The sequence below is a fragment of the bacterium genome (assembly GCA_016786595.1).
Taxonomy (GTDB): domain Bacteria; phylum Bdellovibrionota_C; class UBA2361; order SZUA-149; family JAEUWB01; genus JAEUWB01.
Genome location: JAEUWB010000045.1, coordinates 70,158 through 95,543, shown reverse-complemented (window position 1 = coordinate 95,543; position 25,386 = coordinate 70,158). Strand labels below are relative to the sequence as shown.

General features: G+C 43.9%; 24 protein-coding genes. 13 read left to right on the top strand and 11 right to left on the bottom strand.

All coding sequences use genetic code 11. The features are described 5' to 3' along the window. Positions 1–28: 28 nt before the first annotated feature. The 4 genes from JNK13_06945 (at position 29) to JNK13_06930 (ending at position 3,261) form a co-directional block, all read left to right on the top strand. Positions 29–913, top strand: coding sequence for a zinc ABC transporter substrate-binding protein (locus tag JNK13_06945; GenBank protein ID MBL7662472.1), 885 nt, complete (start codon positions 29–31; stop codon positions 911–913). 14 nt (positions 914–927) lie between these two features. Next, positions 928–1,746, top strand: coding sequence for an ABC transporter ATP-binding protein (locus tag JNK13_06940; protein ID MBL7662471.1), 819 nt, complete (start codon positions 928–930; stop codon positions 1,744–1,746). A 2-nt stretch (positions 1,747–1,748) separates the two neighbouring features. Beyond that, complete coding sequence (locus tag JNK13_06935) at positions 1,749–2,570, top strand: metal ABC transporter permease (protein MBL7662470.1); 822 nt, start codon at positions 1,749–1,751, stop codon at positions 2,568–2,570. A gap of 193 nt (positions 2,571–2,763) precedes the next feature. After that, positions 2,764–3,261, top strand: coding sequence for a hypothetical protein (locus tag JNK13_06930; protein MBL7662469.1), 498 nt, complete (start codon positions 2,764–2,766; stop codon positions 3,259–3,261). Between the two features lie 127 nt (positions 3,262–3,388). Here JNK13_06930 and JNK13_06925 read toward each other — a convergent pair whose 3' ends face one another. The 3 genes from JNK13_06925 to JNK13_06915 all read right to left on the bottom strand — a co-directional run bounded on the left by JNK13_06925 (position 3,389) and on the right by JNK13_06915 (position 6,022). Continuing rightward, on the bottom strand, positions 3,389–3,994 hold the full coding sequence (locus JNK13_06925; protein MBL7662468.1) for a nucleotidyl transferase AbiEii/AbiGii toxin family protein: 606 nt from the start codon (positions 3,992–3,994) through the stop codon (positions 3,389–3,391). 268 nt (positions 3,995–4,262) lie between these two features. Further along, positions 4,263–4,643, bottom strand: a complete 381-nt coding sequence (locus tag JNK13_06920; protein ID MBL7662467.1) for a helix-turn-helix transcriptional regulator — start codon at positions 4,641–4,643, stop codon at positions 4,263–4,265. Positions 4,644–4,948: 305 nt separating this feature from the next. Then, positions 4,949–6,022 (bottom strand): hypothetical protein, encoded by a 1,074-nt coding sequence (locus JNK13_06915; protein ID MBL7662466.1) that lies wholly within the window; start codon positions 6,020–6,022, stop codon positions 4,949–4,951. Positions 6,023–6,919: 897 nt separating this feature from the next. Here JNK13_06915 and JNK13_06910 point away from each other — a divergent pair. After that, positions 6,920–8,107, top strand: a complete 1,188-nt coding sequence (locus JNK13_06910; protein ID MBL7662465.1) for an ATP-binding protein — start codon at positions 6,920–6,922, stop codon at positions 8,105–8,107. A 66-nt stretch (positions 8,108–8,173) separates the two neighbouring features. On the opposite strand, the gene JNK13_06905 is transcribed toward JNK13_06910, so the two are convergent. The 7 genes from JNK13_06905 to dnaA form a co-directional block, all read right to left on the bottom strand. Then, positions 8,174–8,323 (bottom strand): hypothetical protein, encoded by a 150-nt coding sequence (locus JNK13_06905; GenBank protein MBL7662464.1) that lies wholly within the window; start codon positions 8,321–8,323, stop codon positions 8,174–8,176. A 246-nt stretch (positions 8,324–8,569) separates the two neighbouring features. Beyond that, a complete protein-coding gene (locus tag JNK13_06900) occupies positions 8,570–9,565 on the bottom strand; it encodes an NAD(P)-dependent glycerol-3-phosphate dehydrogenase (protein ID MBL7662463.1) in 996 nt (331 codons plus the stop codon). Further along, positions 9,562–12,075, bottom strand: coding sequence for a DNA gyrase subunit A (gene gyrA / locus JNK13_06895; protein ID MBL7662462.1), 2,514 nt, complete (start codon positions 12,073–12,075; stop codon positions 9,562–9,564). Before gyrA ends, JNK13_06900 begins: the two co-directional genes overlap by 4 nt. Positions 12,076–12,287: 212 nt before the next feature. After that, a complete protein-coding gene (gyrB, locus tag JNK13_06890) occupies positions 12,288–14,756 on the bottom strand; it encodes a DNA topoisomerase (ATP-hydrolyzing) subunit B (GenBank protein MBL7662461.1) in 2,469 nt (822 codons plus the stop codon). Between the two features lie 183 nt (positions 14,757–14,939). Beyond that, a complete protein-coding gene (gene recF / locus JNK13_06885; GenBank protein MBL7662460.1) occupies positions 14,940–16,088 on the bottom strand; it encodes a DNA replication and repair protein RecF in 1,149 nt (382 codons plus the stop codon). Positions 16,089–16,106: 18 nt separating this feature from the next. After that, positions 16,107–17,225 (bottom strand): DNA polymerase III subunit beta, encoded by a 1,119-nt coding sequence (gene dnaN / locus JNK13_06880; GenBank protein MBL7662459.1) that lies wholly within the window; start codon positions 17,223–17,225, stop codon positions 16,107–16,109. Between the two features lie 320 nt (positions 17,226–17,545). Continuing rightward, positions 17,546–18,994 carry a chromosomal replication initiator protein DnaA gene (dnaA, locus tag JNK13_06875; GenBank protein ID MBL7662458.1) on the bottom strand — a complete coding sequence of 483 codons (1,449 nt, stop codon included), beginning with the start codon at positions 18,992–18,994 and terminating at the stop codon, positions 17,546–17,548. 573 nt (positions 18,995–19,567) lie between these two features. Between dnaA and JNK13_06870 the strand changes: the two genes are divergently transcribed. The 3 genes from JNK13_06870 to JNK13_06860 all read left to right on the top strand — a co-directional run bounded on the left by JNK13_06870 (position 19,568) and on the right by JNK13_06860 (position 21,193). Then, entirely contained in the window at positions 19,568–19,945 is a 378-nt protein-coding gene (locus tag JNK13_06870; GenBank protein MBL7662457.1) for a hypothetical protein, read from the top strand. Positions 19,946–20,059: 114 nt separating this feature from the next. Further along, positions 20,060–20,833, top strand: coding sequence for a F0F1 ATP synthase subunit A (atpB, locus tag JNK13_06865; protein ID MBL7662456.1), 774 nt, complete (start codon positions 20,060–20,062; stop codon positions 20,831–20,833). Positions 20,834–20,881: 48 nt separating this feature from the next. Further along, complete coding sequence (locus tag JNK13_06860) at positions 20,882–21,193, top strand: ATP synthase F0 subunit C (protein MBL7662455.1); 312 nt, start codon at positions 20,882–20,884, stop codon at positions 21,191–21,193. Positions 21,194–21,448: 255 nt separating this feature from the next. Here the strand turns inward: JNK13_06860 and trxB are convergent, their stop codons facing one another. Further along, positions 21,449–22,372 carry a thioredoxin-disulfide reductase gene (trxB, locus tag JNK13_06855; protein MBL7662454.1) on the bottom strand — a complete coding sequence of 308 codons (924 nt, stop codon included), beginning with the start codon at positions 22,370–22,372 and terminating at the stop codon, positions 21,449–21,451. Between the two features lie 67 nt (positions 22,373–22,439). On the opposite strand from trxB, the gene JNK13_06850 reads away from it, so the two are divergent. The 5 genes from JNK13_06850 (at position 22,440) to JNK13_06830 (ending at position 25,384) form a co-directional block, all read left to right on the top strand. After that, complete coding sequence (locus tag JNK13_06850) at positions 22,440–23,348, top strand: hypothetical protein (protein ID MBL7662453.1); 909 nt, start codon at positions 22,440–22,442, stop codon at positions 23,346–23,348. Beyond that, positions 23,341–24,081: an SDR family NAD(P)-dependent oxidoreductase gene (locus tag JNK13_06845; GenBank protein ID MBL7662452.1), complete on the top strand. Its 741-nt coding sequence runs from the start codon at positions 23,341–23,343 to the stop codon at positions 24,079–24,081. Before JNK13_06850 ends, JNK13_06845 begins: the two co-directional genes overlap by 8 nt. Positions 24,082–24,085: 4 nt before the next feature. After that, positions 24,086–24,259, top strand: a complete 174-nt coding sequence (locus tag JNK13_06840; protein ID MBL7662451.1) for a hypothetical protein — start codon at positions 24,086–24,088, stop codon at positions 24,257–24,259. Between the two features lie 88 nt (positions 24,260–24,347). Beyond that, entirely contained in the window at positions 24,348–25,010 is a 663-nt protein-coding gene (locus JNK13_06835) for a hypothetical protein (protein ID MBL7662450.1), read from the top strand. Positions 25,011–25,012: 2 nt separating this feature from the next. Beyond that, entirely contained in the window at positions 25,013–25,384 is a 372-nt protein-coding gene (locus tag JNK13_06830) for a 5-carboxymethyl-2-hydroxymuconate Delta-isomerase (protein MBL7662449.1), read from the top strand. Positions 25,385–25,386: the final 2 nt, after the last annotated feature.

Genomic DNA, 25,386 nt, shown 5'->3' with positions numbered 1-25,386 from the left:
AATAATTAACAGGGCGCCACGATCGCCGATGCTCCCTCGCGATGACAAGTCTTATCTTAATGGCTGTCTTTACCTACTCGGCATTATTTGCTGTTTTATTTTTCTAGCAGGCTGTCAAGAACCTCCTCGTCAATTAAAACCTGTCGTCTTGGTCTCGCTTCCTCCACTGGCTAATTATTTAGCTGAGATTTTTGGCTCAGAGTATGATTTCGTGTCGCTACTAACTGCAAATCAGGGTCATGAAGTTTTTGAGCCAAATTTAGCTACAGTCAACAATCTAGCTGCTGCAAAAGTTTTGGTGATACTTGGCCATGAGAATCTTGCGGCTGAAAAGAAGTGGCTTGAATACACGCAAGCGCAAAACCCTTCAATCAAAGTCGTCAATAATATTGGCGAGTTTGCAAGTCTAAACTCAGAGGATGCCCATCTTTGGCTTGCGCCCTTAAATATGTTGAAACTTGTGCGCTATTCAACGGCCGAACTAATTAAAATTTTTCCAGAAAAACAAAGTGAAATTGAGAAGCGCTTAAATACGGTTGTTGCCGGAATCAAGAGCCTCGATCTACTAACCAGAGAACGCCTTAAAAATTTAAAGCTAAAGTCATTTATTGTTTTTCACCCAGCCTGGGGTTACTTTGCCGAGCAATATGGCCTCAAACAAATTCCGATTGAGGAACATGGCAAGGAGCCAAGCATAAAGTACCTCGACAAATTAATTGAAACTTCACGAGCCGAAGGTTTACGAACTGTTTTTATTGAGCCACAAATTCCGGTTGAAAACGCTCGCCAAATTGCACAAAAACTTGGAACTAGCGCTAAAGTGGGCTCGGTTCAGGTGATTGATCCCTTAGCCCCAGATTATGCTAAGAATATAGAGTTAATGACGATCTTACTAACTCAGGCAGCTTCCTAGTAAGCAAAGCAAAAATGGAAACAACCCCCACTGTAAACGATCTAACCGTGAAAGATCTAAGCGTAACGCTCGGTGGTAGGGTGATTCTCGAAGATATAAGTTTTAATCTTGAAGCAAATTCTTTTGTCGGGATTATTGGACCAAACGGGGCAGGTAAATCTGTTTTTTTAAAAACGCTCCTCGGACTAATCACACCAAGCACTGGCACGATTGAAATCTTTGGCAAAAGCGTCACTGCCGCGCGTGGCTTAATCGGCTACGTGCCACAATTTGCTTCATTTGACAGAACTTTTCCAATCACAGTTCGGGCAGTGGTCGAGATGAGCACACTTGCCCTTAAAACTTTAAGTGCGAAGGAAAAAAGGGATCGTGTCGAAGAAAGCCTCAAGCGCTTAGAACTCGAATCTCTGAGTAAGAGAGAAATTGGCAAAATCTCGGGCGGGGAATTACAGCGCACACTAATCGCTCGGGCCTTAGTGCTTAAACCAAAGCTTTTGTTACTCGATGAGCCAACGGCAAATCTTGATTTGCCGCGTGGTCAAGGGCTTTACCAGCTACTCGAAGAACTTGCTCAAGAGTTAAGCATTATCCTGGTCTCGCATGATATCGGGGTAATTGCGAAATATGTGAAAACAATTGCCTGTCTCAATAAGTGCTTACATTTTCACGGGCAAGGGGAAATTCCACACGATGTGTTTGAAAAAGTCTATGGTTGTCCGATTGAACTACTTGCCCATGCTCATCCAGACCAGGTCCACCCGCACCGTGTCCTCGGGCCACATGCTGCACACCAGCTTGGCCCAGATGGAAAACCCAAAGGAGGCTGCTGTTAGAGATGGAGTTTTTTGCCTCACTGAGTTTCCTTGAGCGGGCGCTGATTGTTGCGGTATTAACTGCTTTTTATGCTGGCCTGATTGGCACGTTTGTTGTTGCTAAACGCATGTCTTCTGTTGCCGGAGGAATTTCCCATGCTGCTTTTGGTGGAGTTGGACTGGGGTTTGCGCTGGGGATTAATCCAATGTTTGGGGCGCTTTGCTTTGCAGTTGCTGCGGCGCTAATTATTACTGAAATCTATCTTCGTCGTGGTGAGGTTTTAGAGACCTTAATTTCTGCGTTGTGGTCAATTGGGATGTCGCTTGGGATTTTATTTATTGCACTGACCCCGGGATATGCGCCAGACCTGATGGGATTTCTTTTTGGCAATATTTTACTTGTTTCTCCGGAATATATTTTAATTACTCTTTTAACTTTAGTTGCAGTGCTGGGTCTTGTTTATTTAAGATTTCCGGAACTTCAAGCTGTGACTTTTGATGAAGAGTATTCAACGGTAATTGGCCTGCCGGTCAAGCGTGAGCTAATGCTTTTGTTTGTGTTGATTGCAATTAGTGTTGTGCTTTTGATGAAAATTGTTGGAGTGGTTTTAACAATTGCTCTTTTAACGCTTCCTGCGGTAATTGCCCGGCGCTATACGACGAGCTTAAAAGGCATGATTTTTGTGGCAACTCTTCTAGCCTTAGGCACAAGTATTTTAGGCATTTTATTGGCTTATCAAGCTTCCGTGCAGTTTAATTTAAATCTCCCCACGGGCCCCTGTATTATTCTTTTAACTTCGGTGCTTTATCTAGGGTCACTTTTAAGCCAGGCCGACCAAAGGTAGTAAGTTTTTTAAAAATACGCTAAACTCTGTCAATCTTTCTCATTTCTCTTTTGGGTAGTTGGATTCAATTAAGGTTTTCAAGAGCTGGGCGTGTTTAAGGTTGCTGATTGATTTTAAGCACTTTAAACGCGTCCAGTGAATAGTTCTGCCCCTAGAGGCAAAGCGCTAAGTCCTGGCCGCGGAGTTCGAAAATATGAAGAACCCGCTAAAATGGGCTCTCCTGATGGCGATGCTTTTGGGCCTGATTGGCTCGGCACTCGCCCAAACGAGAGGCCCCACGTACAACTACAGGCGACAAACGATCGACGTCGGCGCACGGATTGGCGATGTCCAAATTCGGCAACGCTTCCAGATCGCCAACGATTGGTCTTCCGTTCGTAGTAGCGACACCTACGTTGCAATCTACGACGGAAATCGTCTCGTCACTCGCCTGCGCTACAGCGATTACCAGCGCGACCGAAACCGCTACGATCGTTATCGCGTGGTGCGCGACGAATGCCCGCCGGCTTATGCAAGTCCGCGCTATTCCCCAAGTGGCAGGTGCAACAACGCTAGCTACTATGGGTATGGCGGCCATGCGGGGTTTTACGACCCTAATCAGTCGCCGTATGGACATAAAACGACTATGCAGCCGTGCAATTCGACACTGCGTAATTCGACTTCGCGCAATTCGGCAGGAAGAAGGAGGTGATGCGGATATAAACTGATCCAATATCTCCTGTCCCTACAATCAGCCCAGGGTTTCGATTATCTCTTACCCTGGGCACTATTTTTTTGAATGAATCCAACTCCCTACTTTTTGCTCATCAATCAAAATACTACTTAAATCGCTTTAATGCTTTTGGGGCAAAGGATGATATTTCTCGTGGAACGATTAACGCTAAGCTTTCACATTGTCCCGATAAATAAGCTAAATCGAGGTTGTGGTTGGCAAGGAAAATAGACTTTAAATCATCCAGGTCGCTAAAGCGTGAAGGCTCGATAGCGAGGGAAAAAAGCTTGGCTACGATGATATCTTCTATCGTAATTGTCGGCAATTTAGCAAAGCCATAATTAAGTAAATTATCTTTGGCCCGCTCTAAAGCATTTTCAAACCAGGGAAAAACCGGCAATAAAAAATCTATTGTCGAGCTGAGTTCTTGACCCGGCATTTGACCAATTATCAACGCGACTTTCGAGGGGAAATCTCTTCGCTGCGAACTAATCCAACCAACTACGACTTTATAGCCAATTTTATTGATGATTTTTTCCGCCGTTTTTTTAGTTTGTTCGAGTGAACGATCTTTAAAAAGTAGGTCTGCGTCGTTTGTAAGCCTCGGTCGGCTGCGGTAATAACTTGCTGCAAGGCCTCCACAGACTGCATAACGACAGTCTGTTTTATTAATTTCCTGATATACTTTTTCTAAAAGTTGAAGTGGTGTCATAAAATTTGCAATAGCGCGTCGGCACAGCAGCCATCATTTCCCCATGTTATACCAGTTTGCAAAAAGATTTTGGATAAAACTGACGATTTTTGCAAACTGGTATATAAGTTGTGTCGCAGACACAACCAGTAAATAAATAGCGTTTCCCTTTTAAAAATAAACTCATACATAGCTGATCCACCCGGAGGGAATATTTTTTATAGCTCAGCTGTGTTTGCTACATATCCAAAATAGTTATGGGAAACGCTATAGTCATCGCTCCTGCGCTTTAAGCGTTATCAACTTTTTTAAGTTGCTGATAGGTCTGAGCAGTCTGATCAATCCAGCCGATAGTAGATTCGAAATTTTTACTGAGCTTAAGTGCTCGTATTTTAATTTCTTGGCTTGCACACTCGGAGAAAATTTTACCTAAGATTTCTTGTTCGCTTTCGGAAATTACTAATTTACAAAAAAGCTTGTTGCCCTTTCGTTTAGTCTTGATGATTTTTTCCGTGCGTAAGCGCCTGAGCGCATCTTGAATGCCGCCAGGAGACAGTCCGGTAAGGTCGACGAGTTCTCTTAGAGTTTTTTCATGTTTAGAAAGAAATAAAACTCTTACAACTTGCATCCAGGCAGGAGAAATAAGGTTTGATAGTAGAGTAGATTTCACGCATTAATTGTATGACAAATCATACAATTAATCAAGACAGCTATTTTGCCTAGGCAGAAACTGGCTGCATCAATCATTGCAGATGCACTGACATAAACACGGATGTGCGTAGTGTACATTCAATTAGTATTGGTTGGCTGATTTGAAAATTCCGAGATTTTTATGAATAATTAGAAAAAAGAGGGGATCTCACATTCATTAAACCTTGTGGTCGAACTAGTGCAAGATCCCCAATGAAGATCGTAAGCGAAGCTTCAAGTCAGTGGTGATGGAAAATCCAGAGCACCACTGACCATGAGCTTAACTTATCCGCCGGAGCGATGGCCGTTTCCACGAGCGCCCGTTGTGACTGGGGCTGTGGTTCCGGAGCGATGACCTGAACTGCGACCGGAACTATGGCCTTGACGACCGTTCGCTCCGAGAAGAGTCATGGCAGCCTGAGTGAATTGAGCGTTGCGCCCAGGAGCACCAAGAGTGCCAACGGTTTCGCGCACCGTTCCATCGTCACCGACTGCAGCGATGTTCATTGCCATTCCGACAAGCGACGCCGTAGAGGGAGATCGTCCCGTTCCACCGCCGGATTGGCTGTGGCGACCGCCGCCGCCGTTGTTGATGAGACCAAACAAGTCGATCCCATCGCCGGTGACTAGGTCGAGGGCGAGGATTCCGAGCGGGATCAGCCAAGCAGAGTTCTGCTTGAACCAGTCCTTCTTTTTCGGAACACCGACACCGCCGTTCATCGTGACACCGCCGCCCATCTTTGCCTTGTACCATTCGTCTACCGTCATGTAGATCTCGCTCCCGTCCGGGGCGATGACCTTGACGAGACCCATGTTGGCCTTAACGACCGTCATGTCGGCCTTGAGGTTTTCCACATCCTGCAGGAGGTTCCAGAGGATGGGGTATTTCTGAAGGTCTGCGACTGTCGGATTTGGATTTGCCAGCAGGGCATCCAGCGCGCATTTGCACTGAACATCGGCCGGCGAACCTCCGCCTACGCACTTGGCGTCGACGTAAGCCTTGAACCACGCCAGATATTCGTAAATGTTCTGAATGTGGTCTCGGCTCTGCCCGGCCGCAACCCACGCATCCTTAAGCGTGATATTGCGGATCGGAGTGCTCGTCGGGAATTCGACGGCAACCGATGCGATTGCCTTGGCGCCAGGCGAGAGCTCGAAGACTCCCGTCTGGGGGTGCGCCGTCGTGTTCTGCTGAACACGCGCCTGGCGCCATTCGTCGAAGGTCTGGCCAGCTCGGCCACCAGCCGGAGGCTGGTTAGTTTGGGCGAAAGCGCTCGTGGCCATGATAGCCATGAGCGCGAGAGTGACGAGATTGCGGGCGCCGAAGCGGTAGCCCGTCTTGCTGCTATTGAACTTCATCTTAGTGTTTCCTTGCGCAAGGAGCCTCACGATGAGATGTCACTGAGCATAGCTCTTCCTTGGGGGAAATTGCTTTACTCGAGTGCTTTTCAAAAAGCTGAAGTGAAGAGAATGTGGGTTGGTAGTGCCCGCTAGAGCAGGTTCGCAATGACACAGTTTAACAATGACGAAAGAATTTACTGTCATTGCCAACGACCTAAAAGCAGTTTGGGAAACGCGGCTATCTGCTTGCGCTTCGTGTCATTGCGAAGGAGAACAAACTTGTTTGTTCGACTGCGGCAATCTGTTAACTTAATATGAAAGTATAATATTAATTGGTGAACAGATTGCTTCGCTTTCGCTCGCAATGACAAGTAACGCAAACAGATTGCGGCACGCACAAGGGAGCAAAGCAGAACGTATCAGATTCGTTCCTCACAATGACGACTATACGATGATCGTACCTCACATTCACACTCACTGGCACTTTCTCAAAAGCACCCGAGTAATGAAAAAACCTATCCACCTATGCCCTTCGACAAGCTTAGGGACTTTGGTGGATGAAATTTCCTGTTCGGAAATTTCAAAACCTAAATTAAACGTGAGATACCCATATGAAAAATGTAAAGAACAATACAGCCGTTCTTTTTTTTAAAAGGTAATGACTGTAGTACCCTGTTATGGGCACTAGTCAGAAATTCGTGAGCTATTATATTGGTTTTTTAGAAAAATTGATAGGTTTAGTGAGTAAATATAGCTAGTTAAAGGATTTGCATAATTTCATTATAATTACAGTTAGTTATGTAAATTATCTACCCATGGGAAACATTCAGCATAACTTTCCATCAGCGAATTGATAAATAGTCATGACTTTTTATCAATTAACTGATAAAAAGTCATGTTAAGGATATAGAGTCTATGGAACACCGAGCTACGCGCTATCTAGAGCAGATCATTACTACTGATGCACTCGCACAGAATAAAATGGCTTTTATCTCTGGGCCGCGTCAGGTAGGAAAGTCTACTTTGGCAAAATCAATTCTCAAACAACAATTAGAGAATTATTTCTTATACGAACACGAAGAGTTTCGTCGCGCCTGGAGTAAGTCTCCCGAATCTGCAATTGCCACACGTAGCAGTAATACAATTGTGCTTGATGAAATCCATAAAGACCGGCTTTGGAAAAGAAAGCTTAAAGGATTATACGATCAACACGGCGAAAAAATTAAATTCATCGTGACTGGCAGTGCCAGGCTAGACTTATATAAAAAGGGGAGCGACAGTTTGCTTGGCCGCTATTTACCCTATCGACTACATCCTTTAACTGTCGCCGAAACAAATAACCCAATTTCAGTAAAAGAATTATTCACCAGATCAAATCTAAAATACCCCTTGGAAGACTTACTCAACTTGGGAGGATTTCCTGAACCCTTGCTAACTGGAAAACATGAACTGGCCGCGCGTTGGAGCAGATTAAGATTAGACCAACTAATTATTGGCGACTCCCGCGATATTCTTAATATCTCTGACATCCAAGCTTTTGGTGTATTAGCTGACTTACTGCCACTGCGTGTGGGATCTTTGCTGTCAATCGAAGCCCTCAGGGAAGATGTCGGGAAGGCCTACGCAACAGTCAGAAGCTGGGCCCAGGTGCTAGAGACTCTTTATTATTCATTTACGATTAAGCCCTGGGCACAAAAAATTGCGCGCTCACTTAAGGCTCAACCTAAATTGTATCTTTACGATATTTTACGAATCCCCCAAGGAAACACAAGCCAAAGGTTAGAAAATCTTACAGCGCTGCACTTATTAAAACTCTGCAACTATTGGACAGATACTGCTCAAGGCGAATTTAATTTGCATTTCATCCGTGATAAACAAGACCGGGAAGTTGATTTTATTATTGTCAAAGACAAGCAGCCCTGGATGTTAATTGAATGCAAATCAAATACAACAAGCCCAGCAAAAAACCTGCTCTATTTTAAAAATTTGCTTAACCCGCAATACAGCCTGCAGCTAGTTACAGCAAAGAATTTTGACCGGAAACTAGCAGAGCAAGGTGTCCGGATTGTGAGCTATGAAAAATTCTTCTCGGAGCTAATTTGAGGTCAATCTTCGGTCAGACTGATTGTCTCGACTACAGCTTAAACAACAAATATTTTGGCACTCAGACTAAAAATCCGAATGAATGGTTTTGCCCTTTTCAACGACCGAGCGTGCCGCGTCGCGAATGGAAACACCAGTTTCGATTCTGTAAAGAATTAAAAGCTGGGTAAAAAATACAATCACCAACATAAAGGCGATAAAACGTAAATAGGTCATAGTGCTCGTGAAGTATATGATAAATACAGTCTAAGGCAAAAGAATTATTATGCGGCATCTTTCTCTTCAGCTTGAACTAATCCTTTCCCTGATCCGTTAGATTACTACTAACTCGTGTGGATAAATTTTGTCCCGTCCTGAAATTTGTCCACACAAGTTAGTAGTAGCCAAAAAGATAAGAGTTAAGGTTAAGGGGAAGTATAAGTTCAAGCCTAGGCCAATGGGTTAAATCTAAACCCAAAAAAACTACTCGCTCCCACGCGGGCGGGAGAGGATGGATTTCATGGCTTGTTGGGGAGTCTTTTCCCCACGAATTATTGAATAAACTTCTTTAGTAATCGGCATCTCTACGCTGTAACGTAAAGCAAGCTCCGAGACGTGCTCAGCAGACTTTACCCCCTCTGCCACTTGTCCTAATTCCTGCAAAATTGCCGTCAAGCTCTTGCCCTCGGCAAGGCCTAAGCCGACGCGACGGTTACGACTTAAGTCCGTCATCGCCGTTAAAATCAAATCCCCCAAACAACCAAGACTTGTCACCGTCTCAGGCTTAGCCCCACAGGCATTCATTAAGCGCGCAGTTTCAGCAATTCCACGAGTAAGCAACGCTGCTCGAGCATTTGCCCCCGAGCCCAGTCCGTCCACTATACCCATGGCAATTGCAATTACGTTTTTAACAACTCCACCAAGCTCCACTCCAACCACATCATCCGAGGCATAAACACGGAAAGTCTCAGCATGAAAGACCGAAGATACAAGATCAGCTAAATCAGGGGACTTACTGGCTACAGTTACAGCTGTCGGTAGTGAGCGAATGACTTCAATCGCAAAGCTTGGGCCAGATAAAACAGCAATGCGCGAATCAGTTAGCTGATCAGAAAATTCCTCGGCTAAAACTTCACTCATTGTTTTAAGCGAACCATGTTCAAGTCCCTTAGAGGTAGAAACCAGTGGTGCGGTTGAAGGAATTTTTCCATTAATCTTTTGCGCAAGCTCGCGAATGCCTTCGGAGGGAATAGCAAAAACAACCATGCCCACATGCTGCAAGGCTTGCTGGAGGTCCGCAGTAACTTCAAAGTCAGGAAGCGTTTCAGTCTTGAGATAACGCGCGTTGGTGTGGGTTTTTTTAATCGCTTCGACGAGCTCAGACGACCTGCCCCAGAGAATAGCTTTCTGCCCAGCGCGCGTAAGATGGGTTGCAAGTGCTGTGCCCCAACTACCAGCGCCTAGGACCGCGATTTTCATTCACTGGCCTCTTCTTCTGACTCAGCAAGCTTGGCAACGGCAGCAACTTTTTCGTTCTCTTCTAAGTTAATTAAGCGCACGCCTTTGGTGTTACGGCCAATGATCGAAATCGTCTTAACAGGAATACGAATGACGTTACCACTTGTGGTGATAATCATAACCTGGTCGTTATCTTTAACATCAGCAGAGCTTACAACATTACCATTACGCTCATCGGTCTTGATGTCGATGACACCCTTACCACCGCGGCCTTGAGTGCGATATTCATCAATTAAGGTGCGCTTGCCGTAGCCATTTTCAGAGACTGTGAGTAAGGCAACTGAATCTTTAAGCTCAGCTTCATGCTCAGCGCTGACCTTACCTTCGGCCTCTTCTTGATAGACTGTGACAATATTTACAACATAGTCACCCTCATTCAGGTTCATGGCCCGCACTCCGCGTGCAGTGCGTCCCATCACGCGCGCTTCACTTTCGTGGAAACGAATCGACATGCCATCTTTACTTTGTACGATAATATCGCGCTTGCCATCGGTTAACATGACGCCAATCAACTCGTCGCCTTCGTCAAGATTTGTGGCACGAATTCCGCCGTTTCTCACATTAGAAAAATCCATCAAGTCAACGCGCTTAATATAGCCTTCGCGTGTAACCATTACGACCTGTTTTTCGTGCTCAAAGGTGCGCACTGGAAGGATTGCCGAAACTTTTTCACCTTCCTGCAGCTTAATCATATTGACTAAAGCCCGCCCACGCGCGGTGCGCGCAGATTCAGGCAGTTCATAAACTTTAAGCCAGTGGAGTTTGCCCTGACTAGTAAAGACTAAGAGGTAAGCATGGGTTGAAGCAACAAAGAGCTGAGAAACAAAATCTTCAGCCTCTTCATCAAGCTTTTTCGTGCCACGCACACCCTTACCGCCACGGTTTTGCGCTCGGTAAAGCGACGGTGAGCAGCGCTTGGCGTAACCCTTGTGGCTGATTGTCACCACCATGTCTTCTTCAGCAATCATATCTTCAACGCCAATGTCCGAGGCATCTGTCTCGATTTGAGTGCGACGTGGGTCGCCAAATTTCTCGATCACTTCCTCAAGTTCTGTAATCACAACATTGTCGACTTCTTTTGCACTGGAGAGAATTTTCTTTAAAGCCTGAATTGTCAGCTCAACTTCCTGGTATTCATCCTCAATTGCTTTACGCTCAAGTCCAGTTAAGCGACGTAGTGGCATATCGAGGATATGCTGAGACTGCACTTCGGAAAGTTTAAAGCGCTGTTGTAAGGCAAGTTTTGCGTCTGCAGTTGAATCAGAAGCTTTAATTACCTTAATTACTTCATCGATATGATCAAGTGCAGTTCTTAAGCCTTCTAAAATATGTAAACGCGCCTCGGCCTTGCCTAGCAGGTGACGAGAACGTCGGATGATTACGGTTTGGCGATGCTTAATAAACTCTTGTAAAAGCTCTTTGAGGCCCATCACCTGGGGCTTACCGTCAACAATCCCCAACATAATCACCCCGAAGGTGCGCTGCATTGGGGTTAACTTCATCAATTGATTGAGTGCTACATCGGCAACTGCATCGCGCTTAAGTTCTACCACTATCCGCATTCCGCGGCGGTCCGATTCGTCACGTAACCGCGAGATGCCTTCGATTTTCTTTTCATTCACAAGCTCGGCAATTTTTTCAATCAGCTTTGCCTTGTTTGTCTGGTAGGGGATTTCATCAATAATAATTGCTTCGGCTTCGCGCTTGCCGGTCTTTAGTGTTTCGTAGTGCACTTTTGAACGCAGCTGCAAAAGCCCTCGGCCAGTTTGATACATTTGGCGGATTGGAGCTGCGCCATAAATAATTCCAGCCGTTGGAAAATCAGGGCCCGGAACAAATTCCATTAATTCCGAAACAGATAGATCCGGATTTTTAACAAGCTCAATTGCTGCACGGGTAATTTCTTGAAGATTGTGCGGTGGGATACTTGAAGCCATACCCACGGCGATACCCTCAGCACCATTAATTAAGAGATTGGGAATGCGCGATGGCAAGACCACCGGCTCATCAACGGAGCCGTCAAAATTAGGGCTAAAGTCAACCGTATCTTGGTCGATATCAGCCAGAAGCATTTCGGCAAGAGCTGTCATACGTGACTCTGTATAACGATACGCCGCCGCTGAGTCTCCATCGATTGACCCGAAGTTTCCTTGCCCGTCAATTAGCGGATAACGCAAGTTCCAGCTTTGAGCCATGCGCACCAGCGCCTGATAAACCGGAGCATCTCCGTGCGGGTGAAAGTGTTTTAAAACTTCACCGACAACACCGGCACACTTTGAAAATTTGCGATTAGAAAGCAGTCCCTCACGTAGCATCGCATAAAGAATGCGGCGATGCACAGGCTTAAGTCCATCACGGACATCGGGCAGTGCTCGTCCAATAATTACGCTCATTGCGTAATCAAGATAAGAACCTCGCATCTCTTCTTCGATTGTGACGGGGATAATGTTTACGTTTGTTGTATCATCCATAATATTTTGTTTCGGCTTTGATTTTGACTCAAATACTTCGTTACGGAAGATTTTTCCGGTCCGCATGTATTACAATACATTTGCGGTCCTCGAAATTTTCGCGCCTGGTCTTTGAGCCATCTCAAAGCCAAAACGAAATATTAAAGCGCTTAATATTTTTAAAATTTAAACATTACTGCTTCTGCAGATTTCAAAGACAGCTCCTTTCAGCTTTAGATATCCAAGTTTTTAACTTTTAACGCGTTTTCCTCAATAAATTGCCGCCGTGGTTCAACCACATCTCCCATCAGGAGAGTAAATAGCGTGTCGGCTTCAACAGCATCTTCAACGCGCACCTGCAAAAGTGTGCGGTGCATAGGGTCAAGTGTCGTTTCCCAGAGCTGTTCAGGGTTCATTTCTCCTAAGCCTTTAAAGCGCGTGACTTGGAACCCTGATTTTCCACGGTCGAGCACAAAGCGACGTAATTCAAAAACTGAATTAATCGACCGCGTCGCGCCCTTTTGATCATCAGAATTTAGCACATAGGGCGGCTCGCCAAGAATGCGCAGCTTCGCAAAAGTTTCCTGCAGCACAGTAAAATCTTCGCTGTCACCCACACTTTCAAAATCGATACGAGACTGTCGCGTGACGCCTTCTTGTTCCGTTGTCAGTAAGATTGCAAAGCCACTATGCTGCTCATCGGGAATTACCGCAGAGGAAACAAGCTTTAGTCCCCGTGTGCGCTCTTTAATCCAAGTCTCGATATTTGCGGCTAGTGCCTGCGTTTCCTTTTCGTCAGTAAGGGTTTTTCGCGAAAAATCTTCGGCCGCAGCAACCGCAGCAACAACTTCCCGCTCAAAGCCGTGTAACTCAAATACTGAGAGGATTGAATTAGCATCACTGATTGTTTTTAGAACTTGTTCTAACTCATGCCCAGAGAGCTCAAGCTTTGACTTATCGCCCTTGACCTTAAGTCCTTGGATACCAGCATTAACAATAAAAACCTCAAAAGCTCGCTCATCGTGTAGGTAGTTCTCGCTTTTGCCCTTTTTAATGCGATAAAGCGGGGGCTGGGCGATGAAAAGATGTCCGCGCTCGATTAATTCTGGCATTTGGCGGAAGAAAAACGTAAGCAGCAGGGTGCGAATGTGACTGCCGTCAACGTCGGCATCGGTCATAATTACCACTTTGTGGTAGCGCAATTTATTGACGTCGAAATCATCCTTGCCGATACCACAGCCAAGGGCAGTAATGATTACGCGGATTTCTTCAAAGGCAAGCATTTTATCAAAGCGCGCCTTTTCAACGTTTAGAATTTTACCTTTTAGCGGCAAAATCGCTTGGTTGGTGCGGTCACGTCCCTGCTTGGCAGAACCTCCGGCAGAATCTCCCTCTACTAAATAGATTTCACAACTTGCAGGGTCTTCATTTTGACAATCTGCTAGTTTACCTGGGAGTGAAAATCCCTCCAAGGCTCCCTTACGGCGCACTAAATCGCGCGCGCGCTTGGCTGCTTCACGGGCGCGCTGCGCCTCGAGGCCTTTGGCAATAATTAATTTACCAATTGAAGGATTCTCTTCGAGATAAGCTCCAAGCTTTTCTCCAAGTAGAGATTCAACTAGCCCCTTAACTTCACTATTGCCGAGTTTCGTCTTAGTTTGTCCTTCAAACTGTGGCTCGGGAAGCTTAACGCTGATAACTGCAGTTAAACCTTCACGCAGGTCTTCACCTTGCAGATTATCTTTTGCGTCTTTAATAAATTTATTTGACTGCGCATATGAGTTAAAAGCACGAGTTAGTGCGGTGCGAAACCCCGCCAGGTGGGTGCCGCCTTCGATGGTATTAATGTTATTTGCAAAGCTAAAAATCGATTCGTTATAGCCATCATTATACTGCACGGCGACCTCGATGCTGATGCCGTCCTTAGCCCCGGTGAAGTAAATTGGCTCAGAAAATAGCGCTGCTTTAGATTTATTTAAATGCTGAACAAAGCTCCTAATGCCGCCTTCATAGTAAAATTCTTGCTTACGCCCAACACGTTCATCTTCAAAGATGATCCTGATGCCTGCATTGAGAAACGCAAGTTCTCGAAAGCGCGTTGCTAAAATATCGTATTTAAACCCGTCGCTATCAGTGAAAATTTGCTTATCGGGTAAAAACGTAACTCGCGTGCCACGTTCCTTGGTGGTGCCCACTTCCTTAAGAGGGTAGGAGGGTTCGCCGCGCTGATACTCCTGGAAAAAAACTTTTCCTTCGCGTTTTACTTCAACAGAAAGTCTTTCGCTAAGGGCGTTTACTACTGAAACGCCAACTCCATGAAGGCCGCCTGAAACTTTATAAGCTTTGTTTTCAAATTTTCCACCGGCGTGTAGCTTCGTTAGAACCACTTCAACTGCACTAACTCCTTCGGTCGGGTGAATATCAGTTGGAATGCCTCGGCCGTTGTCTTCAACTGTAATTGAGCCATTAACATGGATTGTGATGTTAATCGTGTCACAATGGCCGGCCATTGCTTCATCGATTGAGTTATCAGTGACTTCAAACACTAAGTGATGATAGCCGCGCTCAAAAGTATCCCCGATGTACATACCGGGGCGCTTACGCACGGCACTTAAGCCCTCGAGGACGCGGATTTGATCTGCGCCGTAGGCGTCAGAAACTCTTGTATCAATTGAGTCAGTTGCCAAAGTTACCTCGTTCATAATTTTAGGCTCTTAATTGTTGAGAAAAAAACTTCATATACGTATGTAGAACCCAATAATTTCAATAGATTGGGCTAGGAAATTCAAAGATTTCTTATAGCAGTCTGAGGCAGATATAGCAAATCAATATCATTAATAAATTCAGATAGTTAGAAGCATTTTTTTAATTGAAATAAAGCTTTTTTAAAGCTCTATCAATTGTAAGCCTTTTTGCGAGTTTCCAGGGTCTGTTTTGATCGAATTTTTTCCAATTTCTGAAAGTTCAGGGTGGGTCAAAAAAAGCTGTGTATCGAGTGCCTCCACAAGTTCAAAGAGAGCTTTTTTCCGTTTTTCATCAAGCTCAGATTCGATGTCATCTAGTAGTAGCACAGGGTCTTCTTTTGTTTTTTCTCGGATGTATTCGATAAAGGCAAATTTAAGCGCAAGCACCAAACTTCGTGTTTGACCTTGCGAAGCGTTGCCTTTTGCCGAACGCAGTCCCTGACCGACATCAAGCAAAAACTCATAATCGTCTCTATGGATGCCGATAGCAGTGCGCACCGCACTTCTATCTCCGAGGCGACTCTCTGCAAAAAGTTTTTCTGCAGCTAGTTCCGAAATAATATTTCCTGACTGGTCAATGAAGATTGTTTCATAGTTTAGCGCGGCTTGCTCCCCAGCGTGGTCTGCAAGATGAGCATAAAATTTTGAGAATAGTGGAGAAAGTTTAGTGAGTTCTTCGCGGCGAATTGCTGCAAGCTTTAAACCTTCATTAATTAAGATACTCTCCCATTGGGAAAGCTGAGCGTTTAATTCTCGTTCAGAGATGGGATGATGTTTGACCTCGCGCAGTAAAGCATTTCGTTCCTGTAGCGCTTTTTCATAATTTGTCAGGCTTAGGCCATAAAGCGGAATTGTCATCGTAAAGATGCGGTCAAAGGCATCACGCCGGTCAGCGGGAGGGCCTTTAATTAAAAACAAATCATCGGGCGAAAAATCAACTACTCGCACAACTCCGTAGAAATCACTTAAGCTCTTTTGTCGATTATCGTTAACAAAAAATGATCTGCGGCCATTTTCAATTTGAAAGCGCACTTGTTTAAGGCCATCGCGAGTTTGAATACTGCCTTCAACGCTTGTCGGCAGGGAGTCCGGCTTTTGCCAGTGCACTAAATCGCGGATTTGCACTCCGCTACGAAAGGATTTTCCAACTGCAAGCACAGAAAGTGCTTCAAGGACATTTGTCTTCCCAGAGCCATTCTGTCCGACTAAGAGCACGCTGGGCGAATCAAAGTGAAAAACGCGCTCGTCGTAATTTCTAAACCAGCGTAACCTTAAATCTCTAATTTGCACTGCTCGGTCTGTTGCCTACTATTCGGCATCAAAACGCATGGGCATAATCACGCAGGTATAATCCTCACCACTATCAGTAGCAAAAACTCCCGGTCCCCATTCGCCATTTAATTTCGCGGTAACGGATTCAGTTTTACCCATTGCCGTAAGCATTTCCATTAAATAACGGGCACTAAAAGCAACGCTAATTTCTTCGCCATCAATTTCAACTGGAATCGATTCCTCGGCTTCTCCAAATTCTGAACTTTGTGAAGTAAAAGACATTTGGCCTTGTGCAAGTTTAACCCTAAGGCTTTTTGATTTATCTGTAGTTACAAGCGAAGTGCGCCGAACAGCAGCTAAAAAATCTTCCTTTGCCACCTTAATTGTTGTTTTGACTTCATTGGGAATTACCTGGCGATAATCTGGAAATTCCCCATCAATTAACCTAATTCCTAAGGTGAGATTGCCACTTTTCACAGTCAAAAAGCCTTCATCGAGGCCAAGCTGACAAGCACCTTCGTTACCTTCGAGTATCTTTTTAAGTTCTAAAATACCCTTACGCGGAACGATTACGCCCTTTTTTGGAGAAGTCATGCCTTGCGAGGGGCGATCGACCACGGCTAGACGATGTCCGTCTGTAGCGACAAAGCGTAGTGTTTTATCACTATCAACTGTCTCTAGAAAAACGCCTGTTAAATTATAACGTGTTTCATCGCTAGAAACCGCATAAATTGTTTTATCAATGGCTTGGACAATTCCATTGGCATCCAGACTAAAAAGCGTTTTAGCGTTGGTTCCCATGATTGATGGGAATTCGTCGGATGAAATGCCATTAATTTTAAAATGCGAAGCGCCAGACTCAATTTCTAGACGTTCGCCTTTTTGTGCTTTTAAGGTAACTGTTGGGGCAGGAAGTTCGCGGACGATTTCAAATAAAAATCTTGCGTTTACGGTAATGCTTCCTGGGGTTTTAATTGTTGCCTCTGCTGAGCCCTGAAAACTAACTTCCAAATCTGTAGCTGTGACTTGTAGATTAGAATCTTGCGCAGTGAGTTTCACGTTTGCCAGAATTGGCATGGTGTTACGCTTTTCAACGATTGTTGTGGTTAGACTTAAAAGTTTACTTAAGGCTTGGGTGGAAACTTCTAACTGCATATCGATGTCCTCACTCTACGGATAATTATTAATTAGTATATATTAAAAACTAGTATTAGTTGTAGTTCCTGTGGATGTGTTGAAAAAGAAGTTAACATCTTGAAAATCATAAATACTGCTTGTGGAAAGATAAAAGCAAATCACTGAACTTACCCACGCTAATTCACAGCCATAAAATTTAACATAAAACTAAACTGAGCCTTATCAGTAGTGAAATAACAGTTAGCCAACATACTTATAAACAACTTATCAACAGAAAATAATCGATATATTACAACGAAAAATTTAAGTTATTTCAATAAGTTAAGCACATAAAAAGTCTATTGAAATAGATTTTTTCCACAGCGTAACTTGTCCTCCACACTACGCAACTCACTAGAAAACTTAGAATCTGTTTTAATTCTCTCCTCAACTACTTGGATTGCGTGGATAACTGTTGAATGGTCGCGACCGCCAAATAAAACGCCAATTTCAGGATACGAAGCTGGAGTAAGTTTGCGACATAAAAACATTGCTACTTGGCGTGGTTGAGCAATATTTTTTGTGCGTCTCTTCCCTAGTAAATCCTTAACTGTGGTACCGTAAAAATCAGAAACACCACGCTGCACAAGTTCAATTGTCACAGGGCCGGTTTCTTCAGGAGCAAATGAATCAAGACAGGAGGTAGCAGTGTCAAGATTAAGCGGTAAGTTGCTAAGAGACGTAAAAGCAAGAACGCGGTTTAGTGCCCCCTCTAATTCCCTGATATTACTGGTAATTCTTTTCGCAAGTAATTCTGAAACCTCTCGAGGAAGGATAATATTTTCTAATTCTGCCTTCTTTTCTAGTATTGCTAAGCGCGTCTCAAAACTTGGACTTTGTAAATCAGCAGAAATTCCCGAAGCAAACCGAGTACGTAGACGCTCTTCTAAGCCAGTTAATTGCTGCGGAATCTTGTCCGAAGTTAGAATGATCTGGGCGCGTTTGCTGTGGAGCACGTTAAAGGTGTGAAAAAATTCTTCCTGGGTACATTCTTTGCCAACTAAAAACTGAATATCATCAATGATTAGCAAATCCAGTGAGCGATAACGCTCCTTGAACTGTTGCATGCGGTTCGTGCGAAGTGCAGTGATTAACTCATTAACGAAAAGCTCAGATGAAACAAAGAGAACCTTTTTGCCACGACGCTTAGCGGCATTTCCAATTGCAGTCGCTAAATGGGTTTTACCCAGCCCTACGCCACCATAGATAAAAAGTGGATTGTAAAACGTGCCAGGATTTTCAGAAATGCGTAGCGACACGGCATGCGCAAACTGATTACAAGGTCCAACTACATAGTTTGAAAAATTATAACGTGGATTAAGTGTGGAGGTGTTATCAGTTAGATGACGCGTTTCTTTTTGTGTTTCTTTTAGCCCTTCAGTAGTTAGAGCTGGTGAACTTAGTTTGGATTTGCTGTCAGTTATCTCAGTCTGAGCTGACGAGGCGCCAACGGTATAAATGATTGAAGGGACTAAGTTAGAATCATGTAGAACATCATTAACCGCAGCAGTTATCAAGCTGCCATATTCATTCTTAATATATTCCTTAGTAAAAGTATTACGGCATGCAATCGTAATTTGTATATCTTGATTATTAACCGCAGTTGTAACCCTTAACGGCTTAATCCAGGCAGCAAATAACGATTTTTCAATTTTTTCTTCGAGGACTAACAGCGCTTCAGACCAGATCGACCCTTTTGGCCTTACTGTAAACGCTCCTCGGCTGTCGAATTCGACTCCAAGATTCATAATTAACAACTTAACAACACTACAAAAACAACAATAAGCGAATAAAATTATTAGAGGGAAAAACGTTGATGATAAACGCTTAAGGCAGATGCTTCCCAAGCTTGTAAGCTAAAAGATGCTTGGAATTAAGCGTGCAACATGGAGCACTACTATAAGGTAAATTTAGGTGCGACCTTAGACTGGAGAGCACGAGCGCGTGTGAATAATTAAGCAACGATCTAAATGATGAAAAAAGGCTTCCGATCATAAAATTTCTAGAATTACCTTGTCTATCATGTAGCTCATTCTGTTGACGAATCATACGCTTATACACCCTTAGACCTTCATTTTACTTCTACCGCGGTTCATGGCTAAGTACTAAGTTTTACCATTTTGCGCGTCTGACATTCTTACTCCTCCTGAGTGCAGTTGCAATCTTGTGCAAACTTAGTTGAGTACACTTAAAGTTGAAGTTTTAGACATTTCAAGGTACTGCGTACGAAAAAAAATTTTGAAGAAAAAATTATTAACGCTATAAAGGCAGGACCCTGGAAATCGTCTGGGACAAAATAAAAAATCTGTACAAGAAAATCAGTGTCTTACGTTTTTAAAATTCGCACTTTCTCGTCAACTCTTGTCTACGTTGCCTGCGTGGAAATAATTTTTGCGCTGTGTGTACAAGAAATTATTTCCTATCAAATTTTACCGCTAATTTTTTCACTATTGCTGACTGTTCTTAACGTTTGGTTTTGGGAGCTCGTGATGAGTAAAGTATTTTTTTCCCGCGACAGAAATGCTGCTGGCGTTGTGGGTATTATGGCACTAAAAAACATCTCTTTTGCATTAATCTTGGTTTCCTTGTTAGTGAGCTTTCCTAATGAAGCTGCTCTGATTTTACTGGGAAATGCCTTACTTTTAACGTCTGGGACCGTAATTTGGGGGCTACTTGAGCGGAAGCGGAAAATTCGGTAGACAGCTTGCGCGCAGAGCGAAGCTTTATGCTTAGAAGTAGGCAAGAGCTAGGCAGGGCAAATTTTATTAACTAGCTCTGAAATTTTTATTCAGGAATAATTTTATTAGGAATCTATGGCTGGCGGACACGGATTAAATTTTGTTGAGGCTCTTGTTGGATCTGATTACGAGACTATTGGATCTGCTTTGGTTGCTACAGGACTAATCTCGGTAATTGTTCTAGTCGGTAAGTCAGTCGTAACAAAAGCTTTAGCTAAGAGCCATACTGATAGCAACGCCTTGGTTCCTGATTCTAAGTTATCGTGCCACTCTTTTCTTGACGTATTGATTAGTTTTTTACGTTCACTCTCTGACTCTGTAATGGGCAGAGAAAACCGCAAGCATTTGCCGTTTGTTGGATCACTATTTTTCTTTTTGTTCTTTATGAACTTACTCGGGCTTATTCCTGGGTTCTCCGCACCAACCGATTCGTTAGTTTTTAATCTTGGCGTTGCTGCGGTTGTGTTTCTCTACTACAATTTTTGGGGACTTAAGGAAGTCGGGCTAAAGAACTACCTCAAGCATATGTGGGGCCCAATTTGGTGGGCGGGGTTTTTATTATTTCCGATTGAATTAATCAGCCATTTTGTGCGCCCTTTATCACTAAGTTTGCGACTATTTGGCAATATGACGGGGGATCATATTGTCCTTTCTGTCTTTACCGATTTGACTAAGGTAATCATTCCAGTAATCTTCTACGGCCTTGGAACTTTTGTCTGCTTTATGCAGGCGTTTGTGTTCACGCTTCTGACAATGGTGTATATCCGCTTTGCCGTTGCTCATGAGCATGATGAGCACGGTCACGATGAACACAAAAGTTCTCATGGAGGCGTAGAACAACACGCTTAAAAAACGTTTTTTAGTTATTACGTAAGTTTGAAAATTAAGGAGAAAAATATGCTACGTAAAGTTTGTACAGTTTTATTTGTATTGTTTGGAGTCGCTGCTCCAGCATTAGCTGCTGAAGGAGCAACTGCAGGGGGCATGGATTCTTTTGCTGCACTTGCTGCAGGCCTTGCGATTGGTATCGCTGCGTTTGGCGGTGCAATTGGTCAAGGACGCACTGCCTCTAGTGCGCTTGAAAGCATTGGTCGCAATCCTGGTGCTGCCGATCAAACATTTACTCCAATGATTCTTGGTTTAGTTTTGATTGAATCACTTGTAATCTATGCGCTAGTTATCGCAATGAAATTAGTAGGCATTTTCTAAAGTTATTTTCAGCATCTTGCCTTGAGGCAAGTTCTAGAAAATACTTTATCTCCCGTAGCCCTAATTTCTTAATTGGGCGAAGGGCGATAAAAAATTAAAACCCGCTGTGGCGTAAAGTCCAGCGGGTTTTTTATTGTATGAACATCTTTGAACTTGTCATGCCGACGCAATAAATTAGAGATATATCTTCGAAACTTGAGGAAACTGTGAATTTAGAGCAATTCAAGTTTTTATCTGGCGTAAATAGTGAACGTTCTAATGTCCAGATAAGTGTCGTTCAGCTTCAATTGCAGCCATACAGCCAGAGCCGGCAGCAGTGATCGCTTGCCTAAAGACGTGATCTTGCACATCCCCACAGGCAAATACGCCTGGGATATTTGTTTTTGTGCTTGCACCTGTTGTTACTAAATAGCCGTTATTGTCCATTTCAAGTTGGCCTTTAAAAAGGTCCGTATTTGGCTGGTGGCCAATCGCATAAAATAGCCCCGTAGCGGGCATTTCTTTTTCACTGCCGTTTACGGTATCTTTCAAGATCACAGCCGTTAAGCCAGATTTTTTGTCTCCCAAAAGCTTTGCTATTCCAGTATTCCAAAGTACTGTTATTTTTTCATGGGCAATTACGCGCTCAGCCATAATTTTTGATGCACGTAGTGAGTCTCTGCGGTGCACGAGATAAACTTTTGAGGCAAACTTGGTCAGAAATAAAGCTTCTTCGCAGGCCGAGTCGCCGCCGCCAACAACTAAAATTATTTGATTTCTAAAAAATGCCCCATCGCAAGTCGCGCAAGTTGATACACCATAACCCATTAATTCCCATTCTCGGTCTAGGCCAAGGGTTTTTGCTGAGGCACCTGTTGCGATAATGACTGTTTTTGCTTCAAAAGTTTGGTCGTCGCAAACTACGGTTTTCCGTTCAGCAGAGAGTTTTACTGAAGTTGCTGGTTTTTGTAGAAATTCTGCGCCAAAATGCTCAGCCTGAGCACGCATTTGATCCATTAATTCTGGGCCCATGATGCCCTGAGCAAAGCCTGGGAAATTTTCAACCAGGGTTGTCGTTGTGAGCTGCCCGCCGGGCTGTGGACCATGAATGACTAACGGGTTAAGATTTGCGCGGGAGGCATAAATTGCGGCGGTTAGCCCTGCAGGCCCGGAACCAAGAATAATTACTTCACGAGTCATATGCCTCCCAGTGTTCTTTTGCAGAATTCTTTTGAGAACTTCATAACGTTATATGGAAATAATCTAGATGACAAGTCAGAGTAAAAGCCAGCGTTTTATTTATACTGGTCCTCCAACCAGAATCGATAAGGCAGTGCGAGATCGTTATCCAGAACTGGGTCGGCGTAAGATTCATGAACTGTCTGAGGCAGGACTAATTTTCTTAAATGGTAGAGCCGTTCAAGCTGGCGCGGAAGTAACTGGGGGGCAGGAAATTGCAATCATAGAATTTCCTGAAAAAATTAGGTTACGACCGGAACTTGTCAGTAGTCACGAAAAACTTGAAATTATTGTTGCAAATGAAGAGCTATTAGTAATTGATAAGCCAAGAATGCTGCATTGTATACGCTTAAAGTTCGATGCTAGTTTGACATTAGCAGATTTGATCGCACACTTTCATCCCGAGACGCTAAGTGCCTCAGCAGATTTACGGGAGGCTGGGTTAATAAATCGCTTAGACTTTTATACCTCTGGACTAATTCTTGCGGCACGTAATGCTGAAAGCTACAAAAAATTTCGCGAAGCCTCGCTTGCAGGGCAAATTACAAAGACCTATCTACTTTTAGTCGAAGGGCATGCCCAGTTCGACGAAACTCAAGTTGCTACTCCGATTTACACTGAAGATTTAGACCGTAGTCAGGCACCAACTAAGTTTAAACTTGTCAAGAATTTCTCTTTGTATGATTCTCCTTGTGCAATTCTCGAAGCGCAAAGCACTCGCTTTGCACGCCATCAAATCAGGCGTCATGCCAGTGAGCTTGGACATCCGCTAGTTGGTGATGCTCTCTATGGATCAGAGCAAGAGCTTAGTCAATTAGGGCTTGGAGAAAATCAGGGTTTTTTGCTGCGATCTATCAAACTAGAGTTTAATCTTGATACTAGTTTGCCCAAAGTTATTCAGGCTGAGGCTGGGGAATTTTTATTTGAAAATGACTGAACCAATGGAATCAAAATCTTCCAGCGCATTTCGACCAGTTGCCTTAGTGACAGGCGCTGGCAGACGTTTAGGGCAGGCCTTTGCTGTTGGACTTGCAAAAAAAGGCTTTGATGTCGCAGTCCACTATTTTACTTCTCAGGCCGGTGCACGTGATACAAAGTCGATGGTCGAGCTTTATAATGTGCGGGCAGAGACAATTTGTGCAGATTTAACGACGGTTGAGGGAATTGAAACATTGCAGCGCGAGTTCTATCAGCGCTTTACGAGAATTGATGCGCTGATTAATTCATCTAGTCCATACCCAGATCCGGAACTATTACTGGCACGACACTCACTTTTAGAAGAAGACGTTGAGACTTTCAATCAGGCGATTGCGATTAATTGCCGCGCGCCGTTTTTTTTAATTCAGCGCTTTGCTCCCCAGTTAACCACAAGTCCCTATGGGGTGGTGGTAAATGTTTTAGATGAATCAATTGATGACCCTTTTCTTTCGCGCGCTGCGCACAGTGTAGCAAAATCAGGGCTTTTTGCTGTGACAAAGCTTGCAGCGAAAGCTTTAGCAGGAAATGTGCGCGTGCATGGACTTGTTTTGGGAAATATTCTCCCACCCGATGGCTTGTCAGGGGCAGACCAAAAGAAACTAGATTGGCGCACTCCGCAGGAGGCGGTTGAAGCTTTGTGCGAACTGGTGACGGTTGAAGAAAAGAATTCATTAATTGTTGAGGTCAAGTAAGGGCATGAAAAAGTATCTAAGTGATTGGCCATTTCGTATTGGGTTAATACTTTTTATTTTCGGCTCAGGCCCGTTGATTGCAATTATTATTTTAGCTGAACTTGAAATTTGGTCAGATCCAAATCCCAATCCAGTTAGGCCAGGATTATTATGCGCACTGACACTTTGGCCGCGGTAATTTGTATGGACATTGGTATTTGGCGCGTTAAACGTTCAAAAAATATTCCCTAGTGTAGAAACTTCAGGCAACTGTATTAGGAAAAAGTATGAAAATTAAATTTGCTGACGATGTAAAACAGGCTTTCCCGCGACAATATTCTGCAGTCTTTGGGCCGGTGACAGTCCCACAAGATTTAATGCTGGTTAAAGATCTTAGCGCATCTTTAGCTAAAGCTTGCGAGGCAAAATTTCCTAAAGATTCAATTGCGCTGCCTGAGCAAGTCAAACACTGGCGCGCGCTGTATGCGCAGATGCAAGCTCCTGGCGGAACTGAAGCCTCAGTGGCCGCACTTTTTAAACGCTACAAAATGAAGCACATGCTTTGGGAGATTAACCCCATTGTTGATTTCTATAACTGGACTTCGCTTTTAAATTTAACTCCCATGGCAGCTTATGACTTAAGCGGGATTAACGGGGACCTGGTTGTAAGATTTGGACGTGAAGCGGATAGATTTACGCCGCTTGGCAAACCCGAATCGGTTGAGGTGCCGTTAACGACGGAAGTTGTCTATGTCGACAGCGAGAAAGTAATTTGTCGATTTTGGAATAATAAAGACTCGCACTTAAGCCGTATTCAAGATTCTACTCGTGAGCTTATTTTCGTTGCGGATATAACGGCCGACTCTTTTGAGCAAGCTCAAGCTGAAATGTCGAAATTCAGTAGTTATTTAAAGCCTATTTTTGGCGATTTTTATTCAAGTCTATCTTAGTTATGCCGCACGTTTTAATTGAATGCTCCGCCAATATTAGTTCTCGTCCAGAGCCAATTCTACTCTTAAAAAAGATCGCTAATCTATTGCCTCAGCTTGGACCATTTAATCAGCGAGACATTAAAAGCCGTATGATTTATCATGATCACTATTGCTGTGGGGATGGCGCAAAAAACAAAGCATTTATTCACCTCGAGCTTTCGATTTTAAGTGGTAGGCCAGATGAGCTTAAGAGCCAAGTCAGTAAGGCGCTGGGAGACTTATTGCTCAATGAATTTGAGCAAGCTCTGCAGGGACTAGATTATTCTATCACTGTAGATATTAGAGAATTAAATAAAGCTTGCTACACAAAAATATTGTCTCCGGAAATGTAGTT